This is a genomic window from Moraxella bovis, assembly GCF_025985205.1.
Lineage (GTDB): Bacteria > Pseudomonadota > Gammaproteobacteria > Pseudomonadales > Moraxellaceae > Moraxella > Moraxella bovis.
In genome coordinates this window covers 1761817-1779468 of record NZ_CP087840.1, presented here as the reverse complement: position 1 = coordinate 1779468, position 17652 = coordinate 1761817, and the positions used below count along the sequence as shown (strand labels likewise).

19 protein-coding genes are annotated in these 17652 nt (G+C 44.6%); 8 read left to right on the top strand and 11 right to left on the bottom strand.

Going from position 1 to position 17652, the window contains the following annotated elements:
* Positions 1–31: 31 nt before the first annotated feature.
* The gene (locus tag LP107_RS08875) at positions 32–751 is read left to right on the top strand and encodes a rhomboid family intramembrane serine protease (protein WP_264676227.1); all 720 of its coding nucleotides are present in this window, start codon (positions 32–34) and stop codon (positions 749–751) included.
* 191 nt (positions 752–942) lie between these two features.
* On the opposite strand, the gene LP107_RS08870 is transcribed toward LP107_RS08875, so the two are convergent.
* Together LP107_RS08870 and LP107_RS08865 are read right to left on the bottom strand one after the other, a co-directional pair.
* On the bottom strand, positions 943–2115 hold the full coding sequence (locus LP107_RS08870) for an Mrp/NBP35 family ATP-binding protein (protein WP_112742806.1): 1173 nt from the start codon (positions 2113–2115) through the stop codon (positions 943–945).
* A gap of 56 nt (positions 2116–2171) precedes the next feature.
* Positions 2172–3419 carry an NnrS family protein gene (locus LP107_RS08865; RefSeq protein ID WP_112742118.1) on the bottom strand — a complete coding sequence of 416 codons (1248 nt, stop codon included), beginning with the start codon at positions 3417–3419 and terminating at the stop codon, positions 2172–2174.
* Positions 3420–3596: 177 nt separating this feature from the next.
* Here LP107_RS08865 and queA point away from each other — a divergent pair, with 177 nt between their 5' ends.
* From queA to LP107_RS08850, 3 genes are all read left to right on the top strand, one after another.
* Positions 3597–4646, top strand: a complete 1050-nt coding sequence (queA, locus tag LP107_RS08860; RefSeq protein ID WP_264676228.1) for a tRNA preQ1(34) S-adenosylmethionine ribosyltransferase-isomerase QueA — start codon at positions 3597–3599, stop codon at positions 4644–4646.
* 78 nt (positions 4647–4724) lie between these two features.
* Positions 4725–6224, top strand: a complete 1500-nt coding sequence (locus tag LP107_RS08855) for a DUF389 domain-containing protein (RefSeq protein WP_112742120.1) — start codon at positions 4725–4727, stop codon at positions 6222–6224.
* A 28-nt stretch (positions 6225–6252) separates the two neighbouring features.
* Complete coding sequence (locus LP107_RS08850; RefSeq protein WP_264676709.1) at positions 6253–6378, top strand: hypothetical protein; 126 nt, start codon at positions 6253–6255, stop codon at positions 6376–6378.
* A 43-nt stretch (positions 6379–6421) separates the two neighbouring features.
* Here the strand turns inward: LP107_RS08850 and LP107_RS08845 are convergent, their stop codons facing one another.
* The 8 genes from LP107_RS08845 to LP107_RS08810 all read right to left on the bottom strand — a co-directional run bounded on the left by LP107_RS08845 (position 6422) and on the right by LP107_RS08810 (position 11839).
* Positions 6422–8152 carry a flotillin domain-containing protein gene (locus LP107_RS08845; protein ID WP_078273474.1) on the bottom strand — a complete coding sequence of 577 codons (1731 nt, stop codon included), beginning with the start codon at positions 8150–8152 and terminating at the stop codon, positions 6422–6424.
* A 9-nt stretch (positions 8153–8161) separates the two neighbouring features.
* Positions 8162–8449, bottom strand: a complete 288-nt coding sequence (locus LP107_RS08840; RefSeq protein WP_078273473.1) for a BrnA antitoxin family protein — start codon at positions 8447–8449, stop codon at positions 8162–8164.
* Positions 8436–8714 (bottom strand): BrnT family toxin, encoded by a 279-nt coding sequence (locus tag LP107_RS08835; RefSeq protein WP_029102268.1) that lies wholly within the window; start codon positions 8712–8714, stop codon positions 8436–8438. The genes LP107_RS08840 and LP107_RS08835 overlap by 14 nt, the downstream gene beginning before the upstream one ends.
* Positions 8715–8808: 94 nt before the next feature.
* Positions 8809–9465, bottom strand: coding sequence for a YqiJ family protein (locus LP107_RS08830; RefSeq protein WP_078273472.1), 657 nt, complete (start codon positions 9463–9465; stop codon positions 8809–8811).
* Positions 9466–9664: 199 nt separating this feature from the next.
* Complete coding sequence (locus tag LP107_RS08825) at positions 9665–10330, bottom strand: PspA/IM30 family protein (protein ID WP_078273471.1); 666 nt, start codon at positions 10328–10330, stop codon at positions 9665–9667.
* Positions 10331–10542: 212 nt separating this feature from the next.
* The gene (locus LP107_RS08820) at positions 10543–10833 is read right to left on the bottom strand and encodes a hypothetical protein (RefSeq protein WP_264676229.1); all 291 of its coding nucleotides are present in this window, start codon (positions 10831–10833) and stop codon (positions 10543–10545) included.
* A complete protein-coding gene (locus LP107_RS08815) occupies positions 10826–11341 on the bottom strand; it encodes a hypothetical protein (RefSeq protein ID WP_115369660.1) in 516 nt (171 codons plus the stop codon). Before LP107_RS08815 ends, LP107_RS08820 begins: the two co-directional genes overlap by 8 nt.
* Positions 11342–11488: 147 nt before the next feature.
* Entirely contained in the window at positions 11489–11839 is a 351-nt protein-coding gene (locus tag LP107_RS08810) for a protein tyrosine phosphatase family protein (RefSeq protein ID WP_078273468.1), read from the bottom strand.
* 111 nt (positions 11840–11950) lie between these two features.
* Between LP107_RS08810 and LP107_RS08805 the strand changes: the two genes are divergently transcribed.
* The 3 genes from LP107_RS08805 to tgt all read left to right on the top strand — a co-directional run bounded on the left by LP107_RS08805 (position 11951) and on the right by tgt (position 15076).
* Positions 11951–12727, top strand: a complete 777-nt coding sequence (locus LP107_RS08805) for a nucleotidyltransferase domain-containing protein (RefSeq protein WP_264676230.1) — start codon at positions 11951–11953, stop codon at positions 12725–12727.
* Between the two features lie 109 nt (positions 12728–12836).
* Positions 12837–13886: a DNA polymerase beta superfamily protein gene (locus LP107_RS08800; RefSeq protein WP_112742121.1), complete on the top strand. Its 1050-nt coding sequence runs from the start codon at positions 12837–12839 to the stop codon at positions 13884–13886.
* Positions 13887–13942: 56 nt separating this feature from the next.
* A complete protein-coding gene (gene tgt / locus LP107_RS08795; protein ID WP_112742122.1) occupies positions 13943–15076 on the top strand; it encodes a tRNA guanosine(34) transglycosylase Tgt in 1134 nt (377 codons plus the stop codon).
* Between the two features lie 234 nt (positions 15077–15310).
* Here the strand turns inward: tgt and dapF are convergent, their stop codons facing one another.
* The gene (dapF, locus tag LP107_RS08790; protein ID WP_112742123.1) at positions 15311–16210 is read right to left on the bottom strand and encodes a diaminopimelate epimerase; all 900 of its coding nucleotides are present in this window, start codon (positions 16208–16210) and stop codon (positions 15311–15313) included.
* 194 nt (positions 16211–16404) lie between these two features.
* On the opposite strand from dapF, the gene LP107_RS08785 reads away from it, so the two are divergent.
* On the top strand, positions 16405–17652 hold the full coding sequence (locus LP107_RS08785) for a ribonuclease D (protein ID WP_112742124.1): 1248 nt from the start codon (positions 16405–16407) through the stop codon (positions 17650–17652).

Here is a 17652-nt window from a genome sequence, read left to right as displayed (position 1 = left end):
TTTCACTTTCACTTTTTAGCATTTTATCACCATGACTTTAATACAACTCTCTAAAATCGCCCCGACAACCTTACTGCTTATCATCAGCTTTGTGGCGGTGATGGGCGTACAAGTCATGAATGGGATAAACATTGACGAGCAGACAGGGCAGGAGCTGATTCGCTATGGAGCGAACTTTTTGCCATTGACACTCATTGGTGAGCCGTGGCGACTGGTGACGGCAGGGTTTTTGCATATTGGGGTGATTCATCTGCTATTTAACAGTTTTGCCATGTATTATTTTGGCATGGTCAGCGAGCAGATATTGGGATGGTGGCGGTTTTTGGTGGTGTTTTTGCTGTCGGTGGTGGCGGGCAATCTGTTAAACCTATACATGACCCTAAGACGGATAGAAGAAGAGGGCGTGCAAGGGGTGGGGTTGTCGGCAGGGGCGTCGGGCGGTATCATGGGGCTGGGCATGTTGCTTTTGACTTTATCAATGTTCGGCTCGGCAAAGAAGTGGCGACTAAATACCAAGAGCTTGGCACTCATCATGGGCATTAACTTTGTCATGACCTTTGCCATACCCGGTATCGATGTGGCAGGGCATCTTGGGGGCATGATGATGGGGGTGGTGTTGGGGCTGTGCCATGCGATGAGTCAAAAGTTAGGTCGCGCCAGTCAGGGCGTGTTTGCCCTGTGTGCGGTGGTCAGTGTCATTGTCATGACGGGGGCGTGGCAGATGATGAATGGTGTGGTAATGGTGTGGTAATGGGGTGGTAAAAATGCCAAAATCATGCACTATTTATAAATAGACTTCCTGCAAAATTAGTTTTCCGTTCGCTCTGAGCCTGCCTGCGGGTGGCGGAAAACCGTAAAATGGGTAGGTATAACTCACCATGAACGGTTTTCTTTAATTTGGGGTTTTTCAGGAAATTTAATGCACTTTACATTTTATACCATTTAAAAAATCCGCCCGCTTGCCCCTTTGTCAAATTTGCCTATTTGCCCATCAATATTTTTGGCGATATTTTCATAATACACCGCAAAATCATCACCTGCCATGACAGACGGCTCGCCCTTATCCATTTGCGTGCGAATATCGGTGGCAAGTGGCAGTTGCCCCAAAAGTGGCACTTGGTATCTCTCTGCCAGCTTTGCCCCACCGTCCGCCCCAAAAATGGCGTCCACATGACCGCAGTTGGTGCAAGTGTGCAGAGCCATATTCTCAACCACGCCAATGACGGGAATATCAGTTTTAAAAAACATTTCCATGCCTTTTTGGGCGTCTAGCAGGGCGATGTGTTGGGGTGTGGTAACGATGACCGCCCCTGTTACGGGGATACGCTGGGCGAGCGTGAGCTGAATGTCGCCTGTGCCGGGGGGCATATCGATGATGAGATAGTCAAGGTGGGGCCAGTTGGTTTGACTGTACAGTTGCATTAACGCTCCTGTCGCCTTGACCCCACGCCACGCCACAGGGGTGTTATCGCTCTCAATCAAATTGCCAATGGAGAGCATGGCAATGCCGTGTGCATCTATCGGCACGAATTGGTCGTTTTCAACGGCAGGCTTGACCCCTGCCACGCCCAGCATATCAGGTACGGACGGGCCATAGATGTCCGCATCTAGGATGCCGACTTTTTTACCGAGTTTTTGTAGGGCAAGGGCGATATTGACCGTGGTGGTGGATTTGCCGACACCGCCTTTACCGCTGGCGACCACGATGATGTGGCGAATGCGGGGGTGGGGGACGATGTCCGCCTGCTTGGGGGCGGATTTGGTGGGGGTGTCGTCTGTGGCGTGGTTTGGGATTTGATTTGACGACTGGGGCGTGTGGGTTTGCACGGCACTGGCGGTTGTGGTGGGGGCGACTTTGTCGGATAAGACGACATTTAAATTCACTTCTGCCACGCCAATGAGATGTAATCTGGCACGCAGGTCGTGATACACACGTTCAAGCTCGGCTTGGTTGGCGTCCTTATGCACTCTTAGGGCGATGTCTAGCGTGTCATCATGCAAGGATTTATCATCAATAAAAGTCGGCAGGGCTTGACCGTACAGGCGAAAATCCTGCAACACCTTGTCAATGTCGCTCATATTAATGTGGATTTTCTTTTTAAAAGGGTTAAACATAATCGTCTCATTGCTCATATTTTCATTATTTTATCATGTTTTAAAATCCTTGCCTATCAGCCAAACAGTCCATCAGTGCGTGGTTTTGCCAAAATTCCCACATACGACACGCAAAACAGCCCAAAGGACAACACCCACGCCACTTGCGAGATGAGTACCCACGTCATATAATCACCGCCAAACATCGGCATGACCACACGGCATAGGGCAGAGGTTGTCATCAGGATAAACATCGCACTCACGGTTTTTGGGGGCTGATGAATGTTTCGCCCCGTATGTCCAAGCGATACCCGAGCCATCATGGCAACGGTCATGAGTCCCACGCCAAACAGGGCAAGCCCATGCAAGCCGAGCGAATGCACGTTCACGCTCGTATCAACAAAAGGCAACACCACAAAGAACAGCAAACTTGCGGTCATGCCCCCAAAGGCGATGATAAGCGACCACAGTAGGGGCTTTTGCCAAATGGCAGGGTGATGCCAGTTTTTAAGACGGCAAATGTTGGCAATCACGCAAACCAGAGCAAAGGCACTGGCGAGCATGGGCGATTTGACAAATAAATCAAACACGATAAAACCAAAAAATCCGACTAGGTTCATTCTGTCTAATAATGCTGAATTTTTTTGTTCTATATTTAAGCCATTGGGTTTGCCGTTGTTATCCACGCTAATGCCCTTGACGATAAAAAACGGCAACACCCGTCTGGCAATGGTAAATACCACGCCGATGACGAGATATAACGCCCCATACAGGGCGATTTGTTGTGTGGTGGTGCTGTCCAAAAACACCCCTGTATAAAAGGCGATGTTGGCAAGCATGAGCAGGGTAAGTTTGGCAACGATACCGATTTGGCGTTTTTGGCGAGCGACCCACACCGCCTTGATGACCGAGTAGGCGGTCATGCCCCAAAAGAGCAAGTCAAACACAAATGCCACACTAAGCATGGCAACGCTTGGCGTGGCGTGTAATCCAAGCCAGAGCAGGCGAGCGACCGCCCACGCCCCAAATATCACCCCCAAATGCCAACCGTAGGGCATGGGTTGGCTTGTCCAAGTCTTGACGGCGGTCAATAAAAATCCAGCGATGACCGCCAACGCATAACCAAAAATCATCTCATGGGCGTGCCAATAAAAGGGGTTAAACGTGCCTTTAAACGGGGCAAAACCCTGCAAAATCGCAAGCCACAGCAACATGGCAAGTATGGCAAAGACCGCCGACCCCACAAAAAATATGCGAAAACCTAAGTTTAAAATGGGGTGGGGCGATGTAGGACGTGGGGCGGTGTTTTGGATATTCATCAGCATGGTAAAACATTCATTAAAAATAATGGTTATATGATACGCCTTTTTTGAGCACTTTGCAATTTAGCCAAAAGGCTTAGTTTAGGAATGAGAAATACCAGTTTGCAAACATGAGAAATACAAGCAAATCGCTGGGCTTTTTGATAAAATAAGTCATTTTTATTGTAACACAGCCACATCATGAACACACCCCTACTCACCGCCGATTTTGACTACCATTTGCCTGATGAACTCATCGCTCGTTATCCGCTTGCCGTACGGTCTGGCTCTCGCTTGCTACACGTGCAAGGCGACACGCTTGCCGACCTAAATTTTAGCGATTTGCCTGATTTGTTAAACAAAGGCGATTTACTTGTTTTGAACGACACCAAAGTCATGAAAGCCCGTCTATTTGGGGTCAAGGACACAGGCGGAGCGGTGGAAGTGTTGATAGAACGCATTACCGACCACGACAATCACATCGCCTATTGTCATGTACGCTCTAGCCGTGCGTTAAAGGTGGGGCAAACGGTGAGTCTGGCAGATGAGAGCATGACGGCAACGATGTGCGGACGGGCGGAAAATTTGTTTGTCTTGCAATTTGATGCACCGATTTTGGCGGATTTGGAGCGTTATGGACAAATGCCGATTCCGCCTTATTTTGAACGCACGGCAGACGATACGGACGACACCCGTTATCAGACGGTGTTTCATGACCCTGCCAAGCAGGCAAGCGTTGCCGCTCCCACCGCCAGTTTGCATTTTGATGATGAAACTTTGCAAAAGCTTGCCAATAGAGGGGTAGAGATTGCCTTTGTAACCTTGCACGTGGGGGCAGGTACGTTCGCCCCTGTCAAGGCGGACGATTTGACTGACCACATCATGCACGCTGAATACGCCCACCTGCCACAGGCGACTGCTGACAAAATCAATGCCACCAAGGCACAAGGCGGACAAGTCATCGCCGTGGGGACGACCGTAACTCGCACGCTTGAAACTGCCCATTTGCACCGTGTGGACGGACAGCTTGCCGAGTTTAGTGGCGATACGCAGATTTTTATTTATCCGCCTTATGAATTTGGCGTGGTGGATAGGCTGATTACCAATTTTCATTTGCCAAAATCCACCCTGCTCATGCTCGTATCTGCCTTTGCAGGGACGGATAATATCAAAAACGCTTATGCTCATGCCATTGATAAGAAATACCGCTTTTTTAGTTATGGCGATGCGATGATTTTGGATAAAGGTTAATTTTGACATTTTAAAAATTTTCCAATGTGGGGGCGAATTGCAATTTGCTCTATTTCTCATTCATAAATAAGGTTTTTTATGAGCGACAATAAAGACACCCAAAGCGATGACGTTGAATTTAGTCAAGACGAACTTGAAGAACTTAAAAAACAAGGCATTGACGACGATGAGCTTGATGAGCTTGTCAAAACAGTCAATGATGAATTGTCCGACAATGCTAATGCCAAAGATTATGACAAAGAAAAAGAAACCGATAAATCAGAAGATAAAAAAATTGATATAAAAAATGATGAAGACAAAATTACAAACGCTGATAAAATCAAAACTAATTTAAAATCAAATGATGAAATTGAAACTGCTGTTTCAAATAATAAAACAAATAAAAAAGAAACTCACAAAACAGATGATTTAAAAAATAGCGAATTAAAAAACAATAGTTCAAAAACCGAAAAAGAATTAGACAAAATCGAACAACAGCAAGCCGATATTGTTCGTACGCTTATCGCCAAAAAGCATGGCGAAAAAACCATCAATCACAAAAACGTGCGAATCAGCATAGAAGCAGGGGCATTACCGACCAAAATGTTCTTTATTATGAATGGCTTATCGGCGGTAATTGCAGGCTATGGACTGCTTGCCAACTCGCCTGCGGTGGTCATCGGGGCGATGCTTGTGGCGATGATGCTCTCGCCCATTACCAGTATGGCGTTGGCGGTGATTGATGCACGGCTATCCTTGCTCAAAACTTCGCTCCAAACCTTAATCGGTGGGATTTTGCTGATTTTTGCCATTGGCATGGTGCTGGGCTTTTTGTACCCTGACCATGTGATGACGGGCGAGATTTTGGCACGCACATCGCCCACGACCATGGATTTGGTGGTGGCATTGGCAGGCGGTACAGCAGGGGCATATGCCATGGTCTCGCCCAACCTATCGGTGGCGGTGGTTGGCGTGGCGGTGGCGACAGCCCTTGTTCCGCCTTTGACGGCAAGCGGGATTTTGCTGTCGGCAGGGCATTTTTCGTTGGCAATGGGGGCGTTGTTGCTTGCCATTACCAACATGCTTGCCATTCAATTTACCAATGCGTTGGTATTGTGGCTGTTTGGTTTTCGCAGAACGCTCAATGATGATGACGTGGGCAAATTGGGGCAACTTGGGCAATTTTTAAAAAGAAATTTTGCCGTGTTAATGGCGTTGGTGGTGATTGGTGGGTATTTGTCATTTAATTTTAGCCATACTTTAAATGAACAAAATTTTGAACGCCAAAGCAATGCTTTAATTGAAAAAAGTATAGAGCACCAAGCCAATTATTTGGTATCATCAAGCATTAACAAAGAACAAAAAGTGCATGTCTTGCGAGCGGTCATTCAAGGTACCGAGCCACCAAGCCAAGCTCAAGTTTATGAATTAGAAAAAGCCATTCAAAAAATCGCTGATGATACCTTTAAAAATCGCACGATTAAATTACAAATTCGCTTTGTTCCTGAAACGGTTATTGAATCCACGCCAAGTAGTGAAAGTGAATTAAAACTAAGCCCCGATGATATTAGAAATTTGCAACGAATGACAAATCAATGATATCCTTATTAACCAAAGGAGAAATATCATGTCAAATAGAGATAATTTTATCAAACGTGAATTAAAACGTATGATTCAGTATTATATCAAGCCACGCATTCGTAGTTATTTATGGAAAATTGCAAGGCGTATTATTGATAAAATTGTGCGTTAAATGAAAAACCCACACTTACCATTGTGGGTTTTGCCATTTTAAGTTAGTCTTTATTCACGCCTTTATCGAGTCCGTTTGTCAGCCCGTTAATATCCGCCCCATTTAGCCCAATCTCTTTTAGTAGATTGTCCACAAGCGGGGCTTGGCTACGATACCGCAGGGCAGAATTGACCATTTGGTCGGCAAGGCTGGCATTTGCTGTGGTATCAACCGTCTCGCCACTTACCCCAAAACCGCCCAAACCACCCACTTGCAAAATCTTAATGTCATCAATGTTCTCCATGGGTTTGACACTTTCACGGATAATCTCGGGCAAGTGTTTGAGCAGGGCAAGGCGAATTTGCATTTCAATCTGCTCACTTGACAGCACGTTAGACGCTTCATTGACCGCTTTTGTTCCGTCAGCATCCACCTGATATTGACGCTCTTTGGCTTCGGCAAGCAGAATTTGAGCCTCCGCCTCCCCTTTGGCTTGCAGGCGTAATTTCTCCGCTTCGGCTTCGGCACTGATACGCACCGCTTCGGCTTGGTCTAGGGACGCTTGTTTTTGAGCTTCGGCGGCAACCGTAATGGCAATCGCATCTTTTTGGGCAAGCTCGGTCGCTGAGATAAGCTCCACCGCCTTGGCTCGCTCGGCTCGCTCGGTCTCACGCACGGTAATCACGCTTTCTTCTTCTTTGACTGCTGCTGCTCGTGCCTTGTCGGCTTGGGCTTTGGCTTCACTCTCGGCACGGGATTTTTCGGCAACGGCAATGGCACGGTCTTGCTCGGCAAGCTCAATCGCCTTTTTACGTTCTACTTCGGCTTGCTCAATGCGTTGCTCTTTTTGGATTTTTTCGTTTTCAATGTCTCGCTCGGCTAGGATTTTTTTCAAATCCACTTCACGCTTGGCGGCAATTTGGGCTTCTTCGGCTTCACGCTGTTTGCTCGCCTCTTGACTGGCAGTCTCAGCCGTTTGCTCGGCACGGCGAACGGCAATCTCACGCTCTTGCTCGGCTTTACGAATCTCAATCTCACGCTCTTGTTCTAGCTTGGCGTATTCTTCTTCACGCAAGATTTGTAGGCGAGTACGTTCAGCTTCTAAGTTTTTGGTTTTAATCGCCAAATCGGTGTCTTGCTCAATGTCGTTTCGCTTTTTACGGCGAATCTCAATGGTCTCGGTCAGGCGTGTCAAACCCTCCGCATCAAAGGCGTTTTGGGGGTTAAAATACTCAAATCCCGTCTGGTCAAGCCCTGTCAAGGACACTGTTTCAAGCTCCAAGCCGTTTTTAAATAAATCTTCTGACACGACCTGCTGAACTTTTTGCACAAAATCCACCCGCTTTTCGTGTAGCTCTTCCATTGCCATTTCAGCGGCAACGGCACGCAGACTATCCACAAATTTACCCTCTACCAAGTCCTTTAAATCCTGTGGCGACATGGTTTTCATACCCAGCGTCTGGGCAGCTGTGGCAATGGATTCGGCGGTTGGTTTGACACGTACATAAAACTCGGCGGTTACGTCCACACGCATGCGGTCTTTGGTGATGAGAGCCTGCTCGGACGCACGGCGTACTTCAAGGCGTAGCGTGTTCATATTGACAGGAATCACCTCGTGCAAGACAGGCAGGACAATCGCACCGCCGTTTACAATCACTTTTTCGCCGCCAAAACCCGTTCGCACAAAGGACACTTCCTTGCTGGCACGGCGATATAGGCGAGTCAAAATCAAGCCAAGCACAAATAGGGCGGTTAAAATAACCCCTGCGGTAATAAGAATTGAGATTAGGTTCATAGGGGTTCCTTATGTGGTTAATTCTTTCAACATTAACTGTCTTAATAATTGATTAGCACGAGTTTGATAACCCTTGCCGTCTTTTTTAAGCCACGCCACAATGTCGCTGTCAAGCCTTAATGTGATTTGTTGCTTAATGGGCTTGTACAAACGCAAATTGGCAATTTGAACGTCAGTTAATGGCGGAATATCATCGTAGTTAATGCTATCATCGCTCATTGATTGCAGTTGTGCCAATTCATCTTTATCAATGGGTGTGTGTTTGATATCGTCTAAGGTTTTTCTAACAATAGCCATAGCGTTCTATTTCTCCTCTGCTAAGTTTGCGTGCTGAGATAATGCGAATGATTTCTGTACCGTCTGTATCAGTATGGGTGTGTACAACGAGTAAAATCACCACGCCATCTACACTACCCACACCAAGCCACCGCACTTCATCAGAACTTGTGTCTTCTGTAACAATCAAAAATGGGTCAAGAAAAATACGGCTTGCACTCTCAAAGCTGACACCGTGCTTTTGCTTGTTTGTCCGATTTTTGTTGTCGTCCCATTCAAAAATCATTGATTTTACTCCTATTTTTGTAATTACAAAATTATAATAATAAAATTATAATGACAAAATTGTAATTACATTCTAACAAGCCACACAACAACTGTCAATCCACCAAAACTCCATTCATATTTTTAATTGCCACAAAATACATTTCTTTTTGTAAGACCAGTAACACCGTTTCGCCCTGTATTAAATCTTCGTCATCGGCATAAGCCATTATATAATGCGTTTGCCCGTGCGTGTCTTTAACTTTGATTTGGGCGGGGGTGTCTTTTGTTGCCTTGCCTATGACAACCGTGCCAATTCGCCCCACAAGCTCGCTTTGATTAATGGCGGTAGTTTCATCTTTGGGTAGTATTTTATATAAGCCTTTGGCAAAAACTCTTAATGTGGGCAATGACAACACCCAAACCACAATAATTGCAATCAGGCTTGGTAAATAAAACCCTGCCAGATTAAACAATATGCCCTGAATAAAAAATCCTAATAACCCAAAAATCGCCAAAAATAACACAAGGAGCATTAACACGGGCACTTTGCCCACATATAGCCAGCTTAAAAACCGCACGGCAATACCAGCGTCCGCCACATCTACACCGACTTCGGCGTGGGCATTTAATTCATCGGGTAATAAGCCATCCACCCAATCATTTGCCCCACCAATCATCAATGCCACAATTTCCAGGATAAATAACAAAAACATCAGCGTAATTGCCACACCGAATATAAAGTTTTGGGGTGCAAAAATTAAATCAAGCATGATTATCCTTATAAAATTTATTGGCAATTTTTAATGGAATGATTAAATAAAAAATAGTTAAATAAAAACAGGTTTGGATTTAAATAAACATTGATTTTAAAATTTAGGTGTAGGAAAGAATTATATTCGCCCAATGATTAAATTTACCATAAGGCAATATAAATTTACCCCAACAAATATTCATTTAAAAAAACAAACCCTATTTCATTTTTAATTGTGCGAGCCGTTCAGCAATGCGGTTATTTCTGGTAAGCTCTTCAAGCTCTTTTAGACTTTGGGCGTTGCCATTGCCATTTGTATTATGTGCCATGCCTGTTTGACGGCTCATGGTGCGGTCAAAAGCATTGGATGCTTTGTCGGCTCGTTGGGCGATTTTATCAAGACTGCTTGCACCAACCGTCTGCCCATTTGCACCGCTTGTCGCTACGGTCTGCTGATATTGCTCAATGGCTAGGCTTATCTCACGGCGTTTGGCTTGCAGGGCAATAATAAATCCTTCCAATTCTTTTTCTTTATCATTGCATTCGGCAATGGTGTTTTCAAGCACAGGAATGCGTGCCTCAATGTCCATTTGCTCGGCAATACCTACCTGTGCTAAATCGTCTCGCCCCACATTGACCGCCGTCATGATACTGTCGTTTAGGCTCTCATGGCGGGTGTTTTCGTCATTTAATTTTTTGCTGGCTAGGTGCTTTTGGGCAACAACTTTGCCAAGCTCGCCACGCACTTCATCAATGGCTTTGTCAAGCTCACGCAAGTTTTCGTTAAAGGCAAGCATGGGGGCTAGGTCTTCGGCTTTGTCTAGCATGGCATGAAATCCGCCACTGACTAGGCGACCGACACGGTAGGATAGGGTTTCGCTCATAACTACTCCTTTTAATTTGAGAATTAAATAAATTTTAAATAATAATCACAATATTACTCCAAATATTTTGGCTTAATCATGTTATCATCTTTATCATAACAAAATTGCCAAATCATGTCGCCAATATCGTCATCATATTCAAATAAATCATAACATATAAATTGACCTTGATTATCATACCAAGTAAATTTGTGTTTTTTATCCGCAATAAGCTACTCTTGTTTTGTGCTTAATAAAAGTTCAAATTTACCATTGATAAGTTTATAATCACGATAACCAAAATAATCTTGCTCGGAATAATATTCACGATACGCCACCAATGTTTGTGAATTATCATAAACACAGTCGCAAATTTTATTGCCCGATGTATCATATTCGCATAATTCATCTTGCAAAACAATGCCATTTAAATCAGTAATCACACTTCTAATAATTTTCTCATTAAAATTTCTATAAATGGTTATAAAATGTGTATCAAGGTCAAATTTTTCAGTTTTAATCATTTTTTGGTTTGTTTTGATAAATCAAATTTGCCAACTGTAACGTATTATCCAGCTCGTCCAGCACGCTGTCATCATAGCCCGCCCCTTTGCCCGTAATGGCAAGCTGTAACACGCTGTCCATCAGGCGAACCACTCGCCACATCGCCTGTTTTTCAAAATTGATAAGGGCGGATTTGTCGCACGTTTTGGGGTAATCCGCCATCATGGTTGCCACCAAATCAGGCAAAATCTCAAAAATTCTCGCCACAATGTGCGAATGTACACCTAGCTCCTTTTCAAGTGCCAAAATCTCATGGCGAGCGGTGCAAAGCTGTTGTTCGGCAAGCGATAGACTGGTTTCATAATCTTGCCCTTGGGTATGCAAGGTGCGTGCTTGGCTTAGTAGTTCACGGATTTTGTCGGATGGTGTATTCGCCCCTTGTATCTGTAAACTGGCAATAAAATCAGCGTCTTCTTGGCTAATGCGGACACTTATCGGCACTCGGCTATTACTTGGCGTATTTGGCATGCAGACACCTGTATTATTTTGTATTCATTTGCATGCGAATATAATCTATCGTGGACGGTTTGTCAAGTGGTTTTGAGAAAAATTGTTATCTGGTAGATTTTTGGCGATAAAAAAGCAACCCAAACAGTTGCTTTTTATAAACATCAATCACTCTTCATCAAGTAAGTCTTTTTCTCGTGCCACCGTCAAAAGGTTATTTGAGCGGTTGCCTGTACGGCAAAAGATATGCAATGGGCGTTCGGTTTCATTAAAAAAATCAGCAAAGGCTTGGACGTGGTTCATGTCCATCATACCACCTGCAAAGGCGATTTGTTTATAGGCGATGCCGTGAGCTTGGCATGCCTGTTCAATCTCGGCAGAGGTTGGCTGTCCTTTTTCCTCAAAGTCTGGGCGGTTGTTTATCACGGTTTTTACGCCCATGCGAGCAAGCTCTGCCACGTCAGCAGGGGTAATTTGACCTGATAAGGTAATGCGAAATTCGGGGGCGATGTCGCTCATAACTTTTCCTATTAATAAAAATAAAAGGCATATTACCTGTTTTTGACATATTTGGCAAATGGATTTTTGGGATAATTTTGTTAATGATACCTATTTTTTTTGGGGTAAAACATGACCTGCACCGACCACCACAACCAAATCACTCACACCCTACACGCCACTTGCCACGTCCACGCCATTAAGCCGTTACACGCCATAGAGAGCGGTAGTCGGGCGTGGGGTTTTGCCAGTTTTGATAGTGATTTTGATGTACGGCTCATTTATCATCATACGCCTGATTGGTATTTGCAGATTTATGATGACAAAGACACTTTTGAATTTATCAATCATGAGTTATTTGATGTGCCATTTGATATTGGCGGTTGGGATATTAAAAAGACTTTGATACATATTCATAAATCCAATGCCGTGATTTTTGAATGGTTAAATTCGCCCATTATTTATCACAGCGATGATGAATTTATCAAAGATATTAAACATATCCAATCAGACTTTTTTAATCCCCAAGCAGTTTATCATCATTATCAAGGCATGGCAAAAAAGGCAAATGGCGAGCTAGACATATCACGCCCCATAAAACTTAAAAAATGGTGCTATCTGATTCGTGCGTTACTTGCAAGCCTATGGATAAAAGAACATCAAACCATGCCCCCTGTATGCATGAATGAAATGTTTGGCTTATTAAATCCTGATGATATTGATGAATTAAATCATATTATCCATTTAAAACAATCGCATGATGAAAAATATTTGTATCAACTGCCCCTATCCATGAAAATATTCACCCAACATCTTTGGCAAATAACCCAGAATTTAAATTTTGATAAAAAACAAAAAGGCGATGCTGGTGTATTAAATGAGTTGTTTAGAAAAATTGTTTTTAAATAAATTTATCAAGTCTACATTTAAAAAATTGACAGATTGAAATACATTTGTAGAGGGAAAATTGCAATTTGCCCTCTATATTAAAAATCACATAAAACCAACGAGAATCCCCATGATAACCATTGATTACCTAAAAGCCAATAATCTGATTTTATTAGAATGTATCTCAGGCAGTCGTGCCTACGGATTAGACACACCGTCATCGGATATTGACATTAAAGGCGTGTTTTATCTGCCCAAGCCTTATTATTATGGTTTGCACGATGATTATGTACCACAGGTGAGCAACCAAACCAATGACGCGGTCTATTATGAGCTAGAACGGTTTGTGGATTTATTATTACAAAATAATCCTAACATCATGGAACTGCTTGCCACGCCAAGCGATAAGATATTATACAAACACCTCATTATGGATAAACTTAATCCTGATTGGTTTATTTCAAAATTATGCCAAAAAACCTTTGCAGGATTTGCCCTTAGCCAAATTAAAAAATCTCGTGGCTTAAATAAAAAAATTGTCAATCCGATGAGTGAAAATAAAAAGAGCCTATTGGAATTTTGTGTGGTATTTGACAATCAAAAAAGCGTGGATTTGATAGATTGGCTAAATAAAAATAATCTTACCCAATCGCAAATCGGCTTATCCAAAATGCTCCACGCCAGCCATATGTATGCGATGTTTGTTGGCGATTATCGGGGGATTATTTATGATGATAGCCAAGATGTATTATTAAGCTCTATCCCCAAAGACATATCGCCGATTGCTTATTTGTCATTTAATCAAATGGGATATAGCAAATATTGCCAAGATTATAAAGAGTATTGGGAATGGGTAGAAAAACGCAATCATGAACGTTATGAATCCACCGCCAATCACGGCAAAGGCTATGACGCCAAAAATATCATGCACACCTTTCGGCTGTTATATACCGCCTTAGATATTGCCAAATTAGGCAAAGTGATTGTCAAGCGTGATAATCGTGATGAGCTTTTGGCAATTAAATCAGGGCAATTTGATTATGATGACTTATTACAAAAGGCAGATGAGTTAATAAAAGACGTGGAATTAGCATTTGACCAAAGCGATTTACCAGAAATTCCTGAGCATTATTTGGCAATAAAAACCTTAATTGAAATACGAGAGCAATTATATGGCTAATTTGCTAAAATTGGCAAATATTGCTATAATACGCCACTTTTTTATTTGATGATGATATGAAATTCACGCTATATAAAACCGACACAAAAACCCGAGCCCGTCGTGGCACGGTACACCTAGCTCATGGCGATGTCGCCACGCCTGCCTTTATGCCTGTGGGGACGTATGGAACGGTCAAGAGCATGCTCCCACGAGACATTCACGCCATTGGGGCGGACATTATTTTGGGTAACACCTTTCATCTGTGGCTACGTCCGACGACAAGCGTGATTGACGAGTTTGGCGGATTGCATGAGTTTATCGGTTGGGATAAGCCGATTTTGACCGATTCGGGCGGTTTTCAGGTGTTTAGTCTTGGGGCAATGCGAAAAATCACCGAAGAAGGCGTGCATTTTCGTTCGCCTGTAGACGGCTCAAAGGTGTTTTTGTCGCCTGAGATTTCCATGCAAATCCAACACTCCCTAAACTCCGACATCGTCATGCAGTTTGACGAATGTACGCCTTATCCTACCACGCACACCGACGCCCAAAAGTCGCTTGAATTATCACTCCGTTGGGGGCAACGTTGTCTTGACGAACATCACAAACTGGGCAACAAAAACGCTCTGTTCGGTATCGTGCAAGGCAGTATGTACGAAGATTTGCGGATGCAGTCCTTGACCGCTTTGACCGACATGCACTTTGACGGCTATGCCATTGGCGGACTGTCGGTGGGTGAGCCAAAGGATGAGATGATAAAAGTATTAAATTATCTGCCAAACCGTATGCCGTCTGATAAGCCACGCTATCTGATGGGCGTGGGGACACCGTCCGACATCGTGGAGGCGGTAAGACGGGGCGTGGATATGTTTGACTGTGTCATGCCGACCCGTAACGCCCGTAATGGACATCTGTTTACCAGAACGGGGGCGGTTAAGATAAAAAATGCCGTTCATCGCCATGACAAAAACCCATTAGATAGCGAGTGCGACTGCTACACCTGCCAGAATTTTAGCCGTGCCTATTTGCACCATTTGCACAAATGTGGCGAAATGCTCTCAGCCCAGCTAAACACCATTCATAATTTACGCTATTATCAAAATCTTATGAAAGGCATTCGTGAAAGCCTAGAAAATGAGACGTTTGATGAATTTGTGGCGACATTTTATGCCAAGCAGGGCTTGGATGTGCCTGAGCTTGGTTTGGTGTAAACCGCCTATAAAATGGGGTTTTGCCTTATTTTTAAACCTATACAAGTAATTGATTTACCAAGCGTAAATTGCTATTTGTCCCCACAACCCAAAAAATAATTATCGAACAATCAATAAATTATCATTTAAGTTGAGATTGGGGTAAGATATGATATACCAATGATGGGTGTGAGCTTAAACCCAGCTTAACAAAGCCCTTGCAATAGCAAGGGCTTAATTTGGCAAATAACTGATTTAAGCGTCATAATCCTCGGTCGGTGTTAGATTAATCCCTGCCTGTGCTGCCAGTCCATCAGGGCTAAACACCCCTTCATAGACAAAGGATGTTAGGCCTGTCATCATTACCGAGTAGCCCTCTTGATAACGCACGGCAAGGCTACCGCCATAGAGCTGAACTCGCACATCAACGCCTTCATCAATCCAACCTTCACGCACGCCCACAGCGACCGCTGCACACGCACCTGTGCCACACGCCTGCGTCTCGCCCACACCACGCTCATAGACACGCAAGCGGACATGACGTTGATTAACAATTTGGACAAAACCGACATTCACCCGCTCGGGGAATGCGTCATGACTCTCAATGAGCTTGCCCAGACGTGTCACATCAGCAGTCAGCACATCATCCACCAAAATGACCGCATGGGGATTGCCCATGCTGGCAAGGTAGAGCTGAACAGGCTCGCCATCGACATTTAGGCGGTAGGAATTACCCACTTTGGTGATGGCTTGGGGAGCAAAAGGAATCTCAGCAGGCTCAAATTTGGGCTTACCCATGTCCACCTGAACCCAACCATAACGGTCGGTGGTCAGCGTGATGACTCCGCTTGCCGTCTCCACACGCAAACGCTGTTTAAAGGAGAGTTTACGAGCCTGTACAAAGGACGCAAAACATCTTGCCCCATTGCCACACTGTGCCACTTCCTGTCCATCGGCATTAAAAATACGATATTTAAAATCCACATCAGGGCGAGACGGTGGCTCAACGATAAGCAGTTGGTCAAAGCCCACGCCTAGATGGCGGTCGGCAAGCAGTCGCACCAGCTCGCTTGTCAGATTCATCCGCTGTGTCACTAGGTCAATCACCATAAAGTCATTGCCCAAACCATGCATTTTGGTAAATTCGATTAACATTGTCGTTTTCCTTTTGTTTTGGCTAAGTTATAAGGTCACACCGTCTATCTTAACATGATACGCCCAAATTGTTAATATTAAAACCAAAAATAAACGCCATAAAATCAGCCAACCCAGCAAACCACCCATCAAATTACACACATTCCCCCAATTTTGGTGTAAAATTAGGGGAATTTTTGACACACAGACTTACAATGACTGATTTAAAAAACCCTGCCAATTTTAGCTTTCCCCACGCTCATCTTAGCGATGATGAACAGCATGCCCTGCTTGATTTGCCAACCCAATGGGTGCGGACAGATGATGAGCTGTATGAGCTCATTGATGAAATTGATAGCATTGATACCGTAGCGTTAGATACTGAGTTTATCAAGCGTGATACTTATTATCCGATATTGGCATTGGTGCAGGTCAATACCGGCAAAGGGATATACCTTGTGGACGCCCCACGGCTTGATTTGACCGAGTTTTGGCAAGCTCTGTGCGAAGTGCCGAGCATGGTATGGTATGCGTGCGGAGAAGATTTGGGGATATTTTATTTGCTTGCCAATAATCCGCCCTTAACCAATGTCTTTGATGTACAAATTGGCGTGGCGTACCTGACTGGCAAATTGCAAGTGGGTTATAGCCAAGCGGTCAGTGAGATTCTGGGCGTGGCACTAGATAAAGGCGAGAGTCAGTCCAACTGGCTTGCCAGACCGCTCACGCCCGAGCAAGAACTGTACGCGGTCAATGACGTGCGTTATCTGCTCGCCCTACATCAGGCGGTTGTGCAGGCACTTAGTGATAAGCAGGTGCTGGACTATGTCAATGAAGACAGCACGCTCTACGCCAAAGAGCCCTACGACACTCAGCACCTAAGCGATGATAAGCTCTATCTTGACCATGTCGCCCCGACCTATACCAGACAGCAACTGGCAGTACTGCGGGGCTTGACCATGTGGCGAGAGTCACTGGCTCGGGCAGTGAATGAGCCACGCAGTTTTATCATTGGTAAACAGTCGCTACGTGAGATTATTGAGAGCCTGCCGACCAACATGAAAGATTTGGCACACACCACCCTAAACCGCTCCGCCCTACGCCGTTATGGTGCTGAGATAATCCGTGTCATCAAAGAAGCCAAAGCCCTGCCCCAAGCCGACATGCCTGTCAAAATCCCCGTTTATACCAGCAAAGCCAAGCCTTTTCGCCATGCCCTAGACGAAGCCACCGACGCCCAAGCTCGCCTGCTAAACATTCCTAGCAATCTGCTACTAAAAGGGCGTTGGATTAATGAGCTTATGTATCACGTCTATCAAGGTCTGCCCATCGATGACACGCACGCCTTATCGGGGGGCTTGCAAGGCTATCGGCAGGCGTGGGTTATTGGCACAGTACTGCCCCTACTTTATGAGCATGAACAGTCCATTCGTGACGGGTTTGATTGTGGTGCTAAGATGTAG

Coding starts and splice junctions, on each gene's coding strand:
- LP107_RS08875 (WP_264676227.1), top strand. CDS start 32: ATGACTTTAATACAACTCTCTAAAATCGCCCCGACAACCTTACTGCTT.
- LP107_RS08870 (WP_112742806.1), bottom strand. CDS start 2,115: ATGTTTAACCCTTTTAAAAAGAAAATCCACATTAATATGAGCGACATT.
- LP107_RS08865 (WP_112742118.1), bottom strand. CDS start 3,419: ATGCTGATGAATATCCAAAACACCGCCCCACGTCCTACATCGCCCCAC.
- queA (WP_264676228.1), top strand. CDS start 3,597: ATGAACACACCCCTACTCACCGCCGATTTTGACTACCATTTGCCTGAT.
- LP107_RS08855 (WP_112742120.1), top strand. CDS start 4,725: ATGAGCGACAATAAAGACACCCAAAGCGATGACGTTGAATTTAGTCAA.
- LP107_RS08850 (WP_264676709.1), top strand. CDS start 6,253: ATGTCAAATAGAGATAATTTTATCAAACGTGAATTAAAACGTATGATT.
- LP107_RS08845 (WP_078273474.1), bottom strand. CDS start 8,152: ATGAACCTAATCTCAATTCTTATTACCGCAGGGGTTATTTTAACCGCC.
- LP107_RS08840 (WP_078273473.1), bottom strand. CDS start 8,449: ATGGCTATTGTTAGAAAAACCTTAGACGATATCAAACACACACCCATT.
- LP107_RS08835 (WP_029102268.1), bottom strand. CDS start 8,714: ATGATTTTTGAATGGGACGACAACAAAAATCGGACAAACAAGCAAAAG.
- LP107_RS08830 (WP_078273472.1), bottom strand. CDS start 9,465: ATGCTTGATTTAATTTTTGCACCCCAAAACTTTATATTCGGTGTGGCA.
- LP107_RS08825 (WP_078273471.1), bottom strand. CDS start 10,330: ATGAGCGAAACCCTATCCTACCGTGTCGGTCGCCTAGTCAGTGGCGGA.
- LP107_RS08820 (WP_264676229.1), bottom strand. CDS start 10,833: ATGATTAAAACTGAAAAATTTGACCTTGATACACATTTTATAACCATT.
- LP107_RS08815 (WP_115369660.1), bottom strand. CDS start 11,341: ATGCCAAATACGCCAAGTAATAGCCGAGTGCCGATAAGTGTCCGCATT.
- LP107_RS08810 (WP_078273468.1), bottom strand. CDS start 11,839: ATGAGCGACATCGCCCCCGAATTTCGCATTACCTTATCAGGTCAAATT.
- LP107_RS08805 (WP_264676230.1), top strand. CDS start 11,951: ATGACCTGCACCGACCACCACAACCAAATCACTCACACCCTACACGCC.
- LP107_RS08800 (WP_112742121.1), top strand. CDS start 12,837: ATGATAACCATTGATTACCTAAAAGCCAATAATCTGATTTTATTAGAA.
- tgt (WP_112742122.1), top strand. CDS start 13,943: ATGAAATTCACGCTATATAAAACCGACACAAAAACCCGAGCCCGTCGT.
- dapF (WP_112742123.1), bottom strand. CDS start 16,210: ATGTTAATCGAATTTACCAAAATGCATGGTTTGGGCAATGACTTTATG.
- LP107_RS08785 (WP_112742124.1), top strand. CDS start 16,405: ATGACTGATTTAAAAAACCCTGCCAATTTTAGCTTTCCCCACGCTCAT.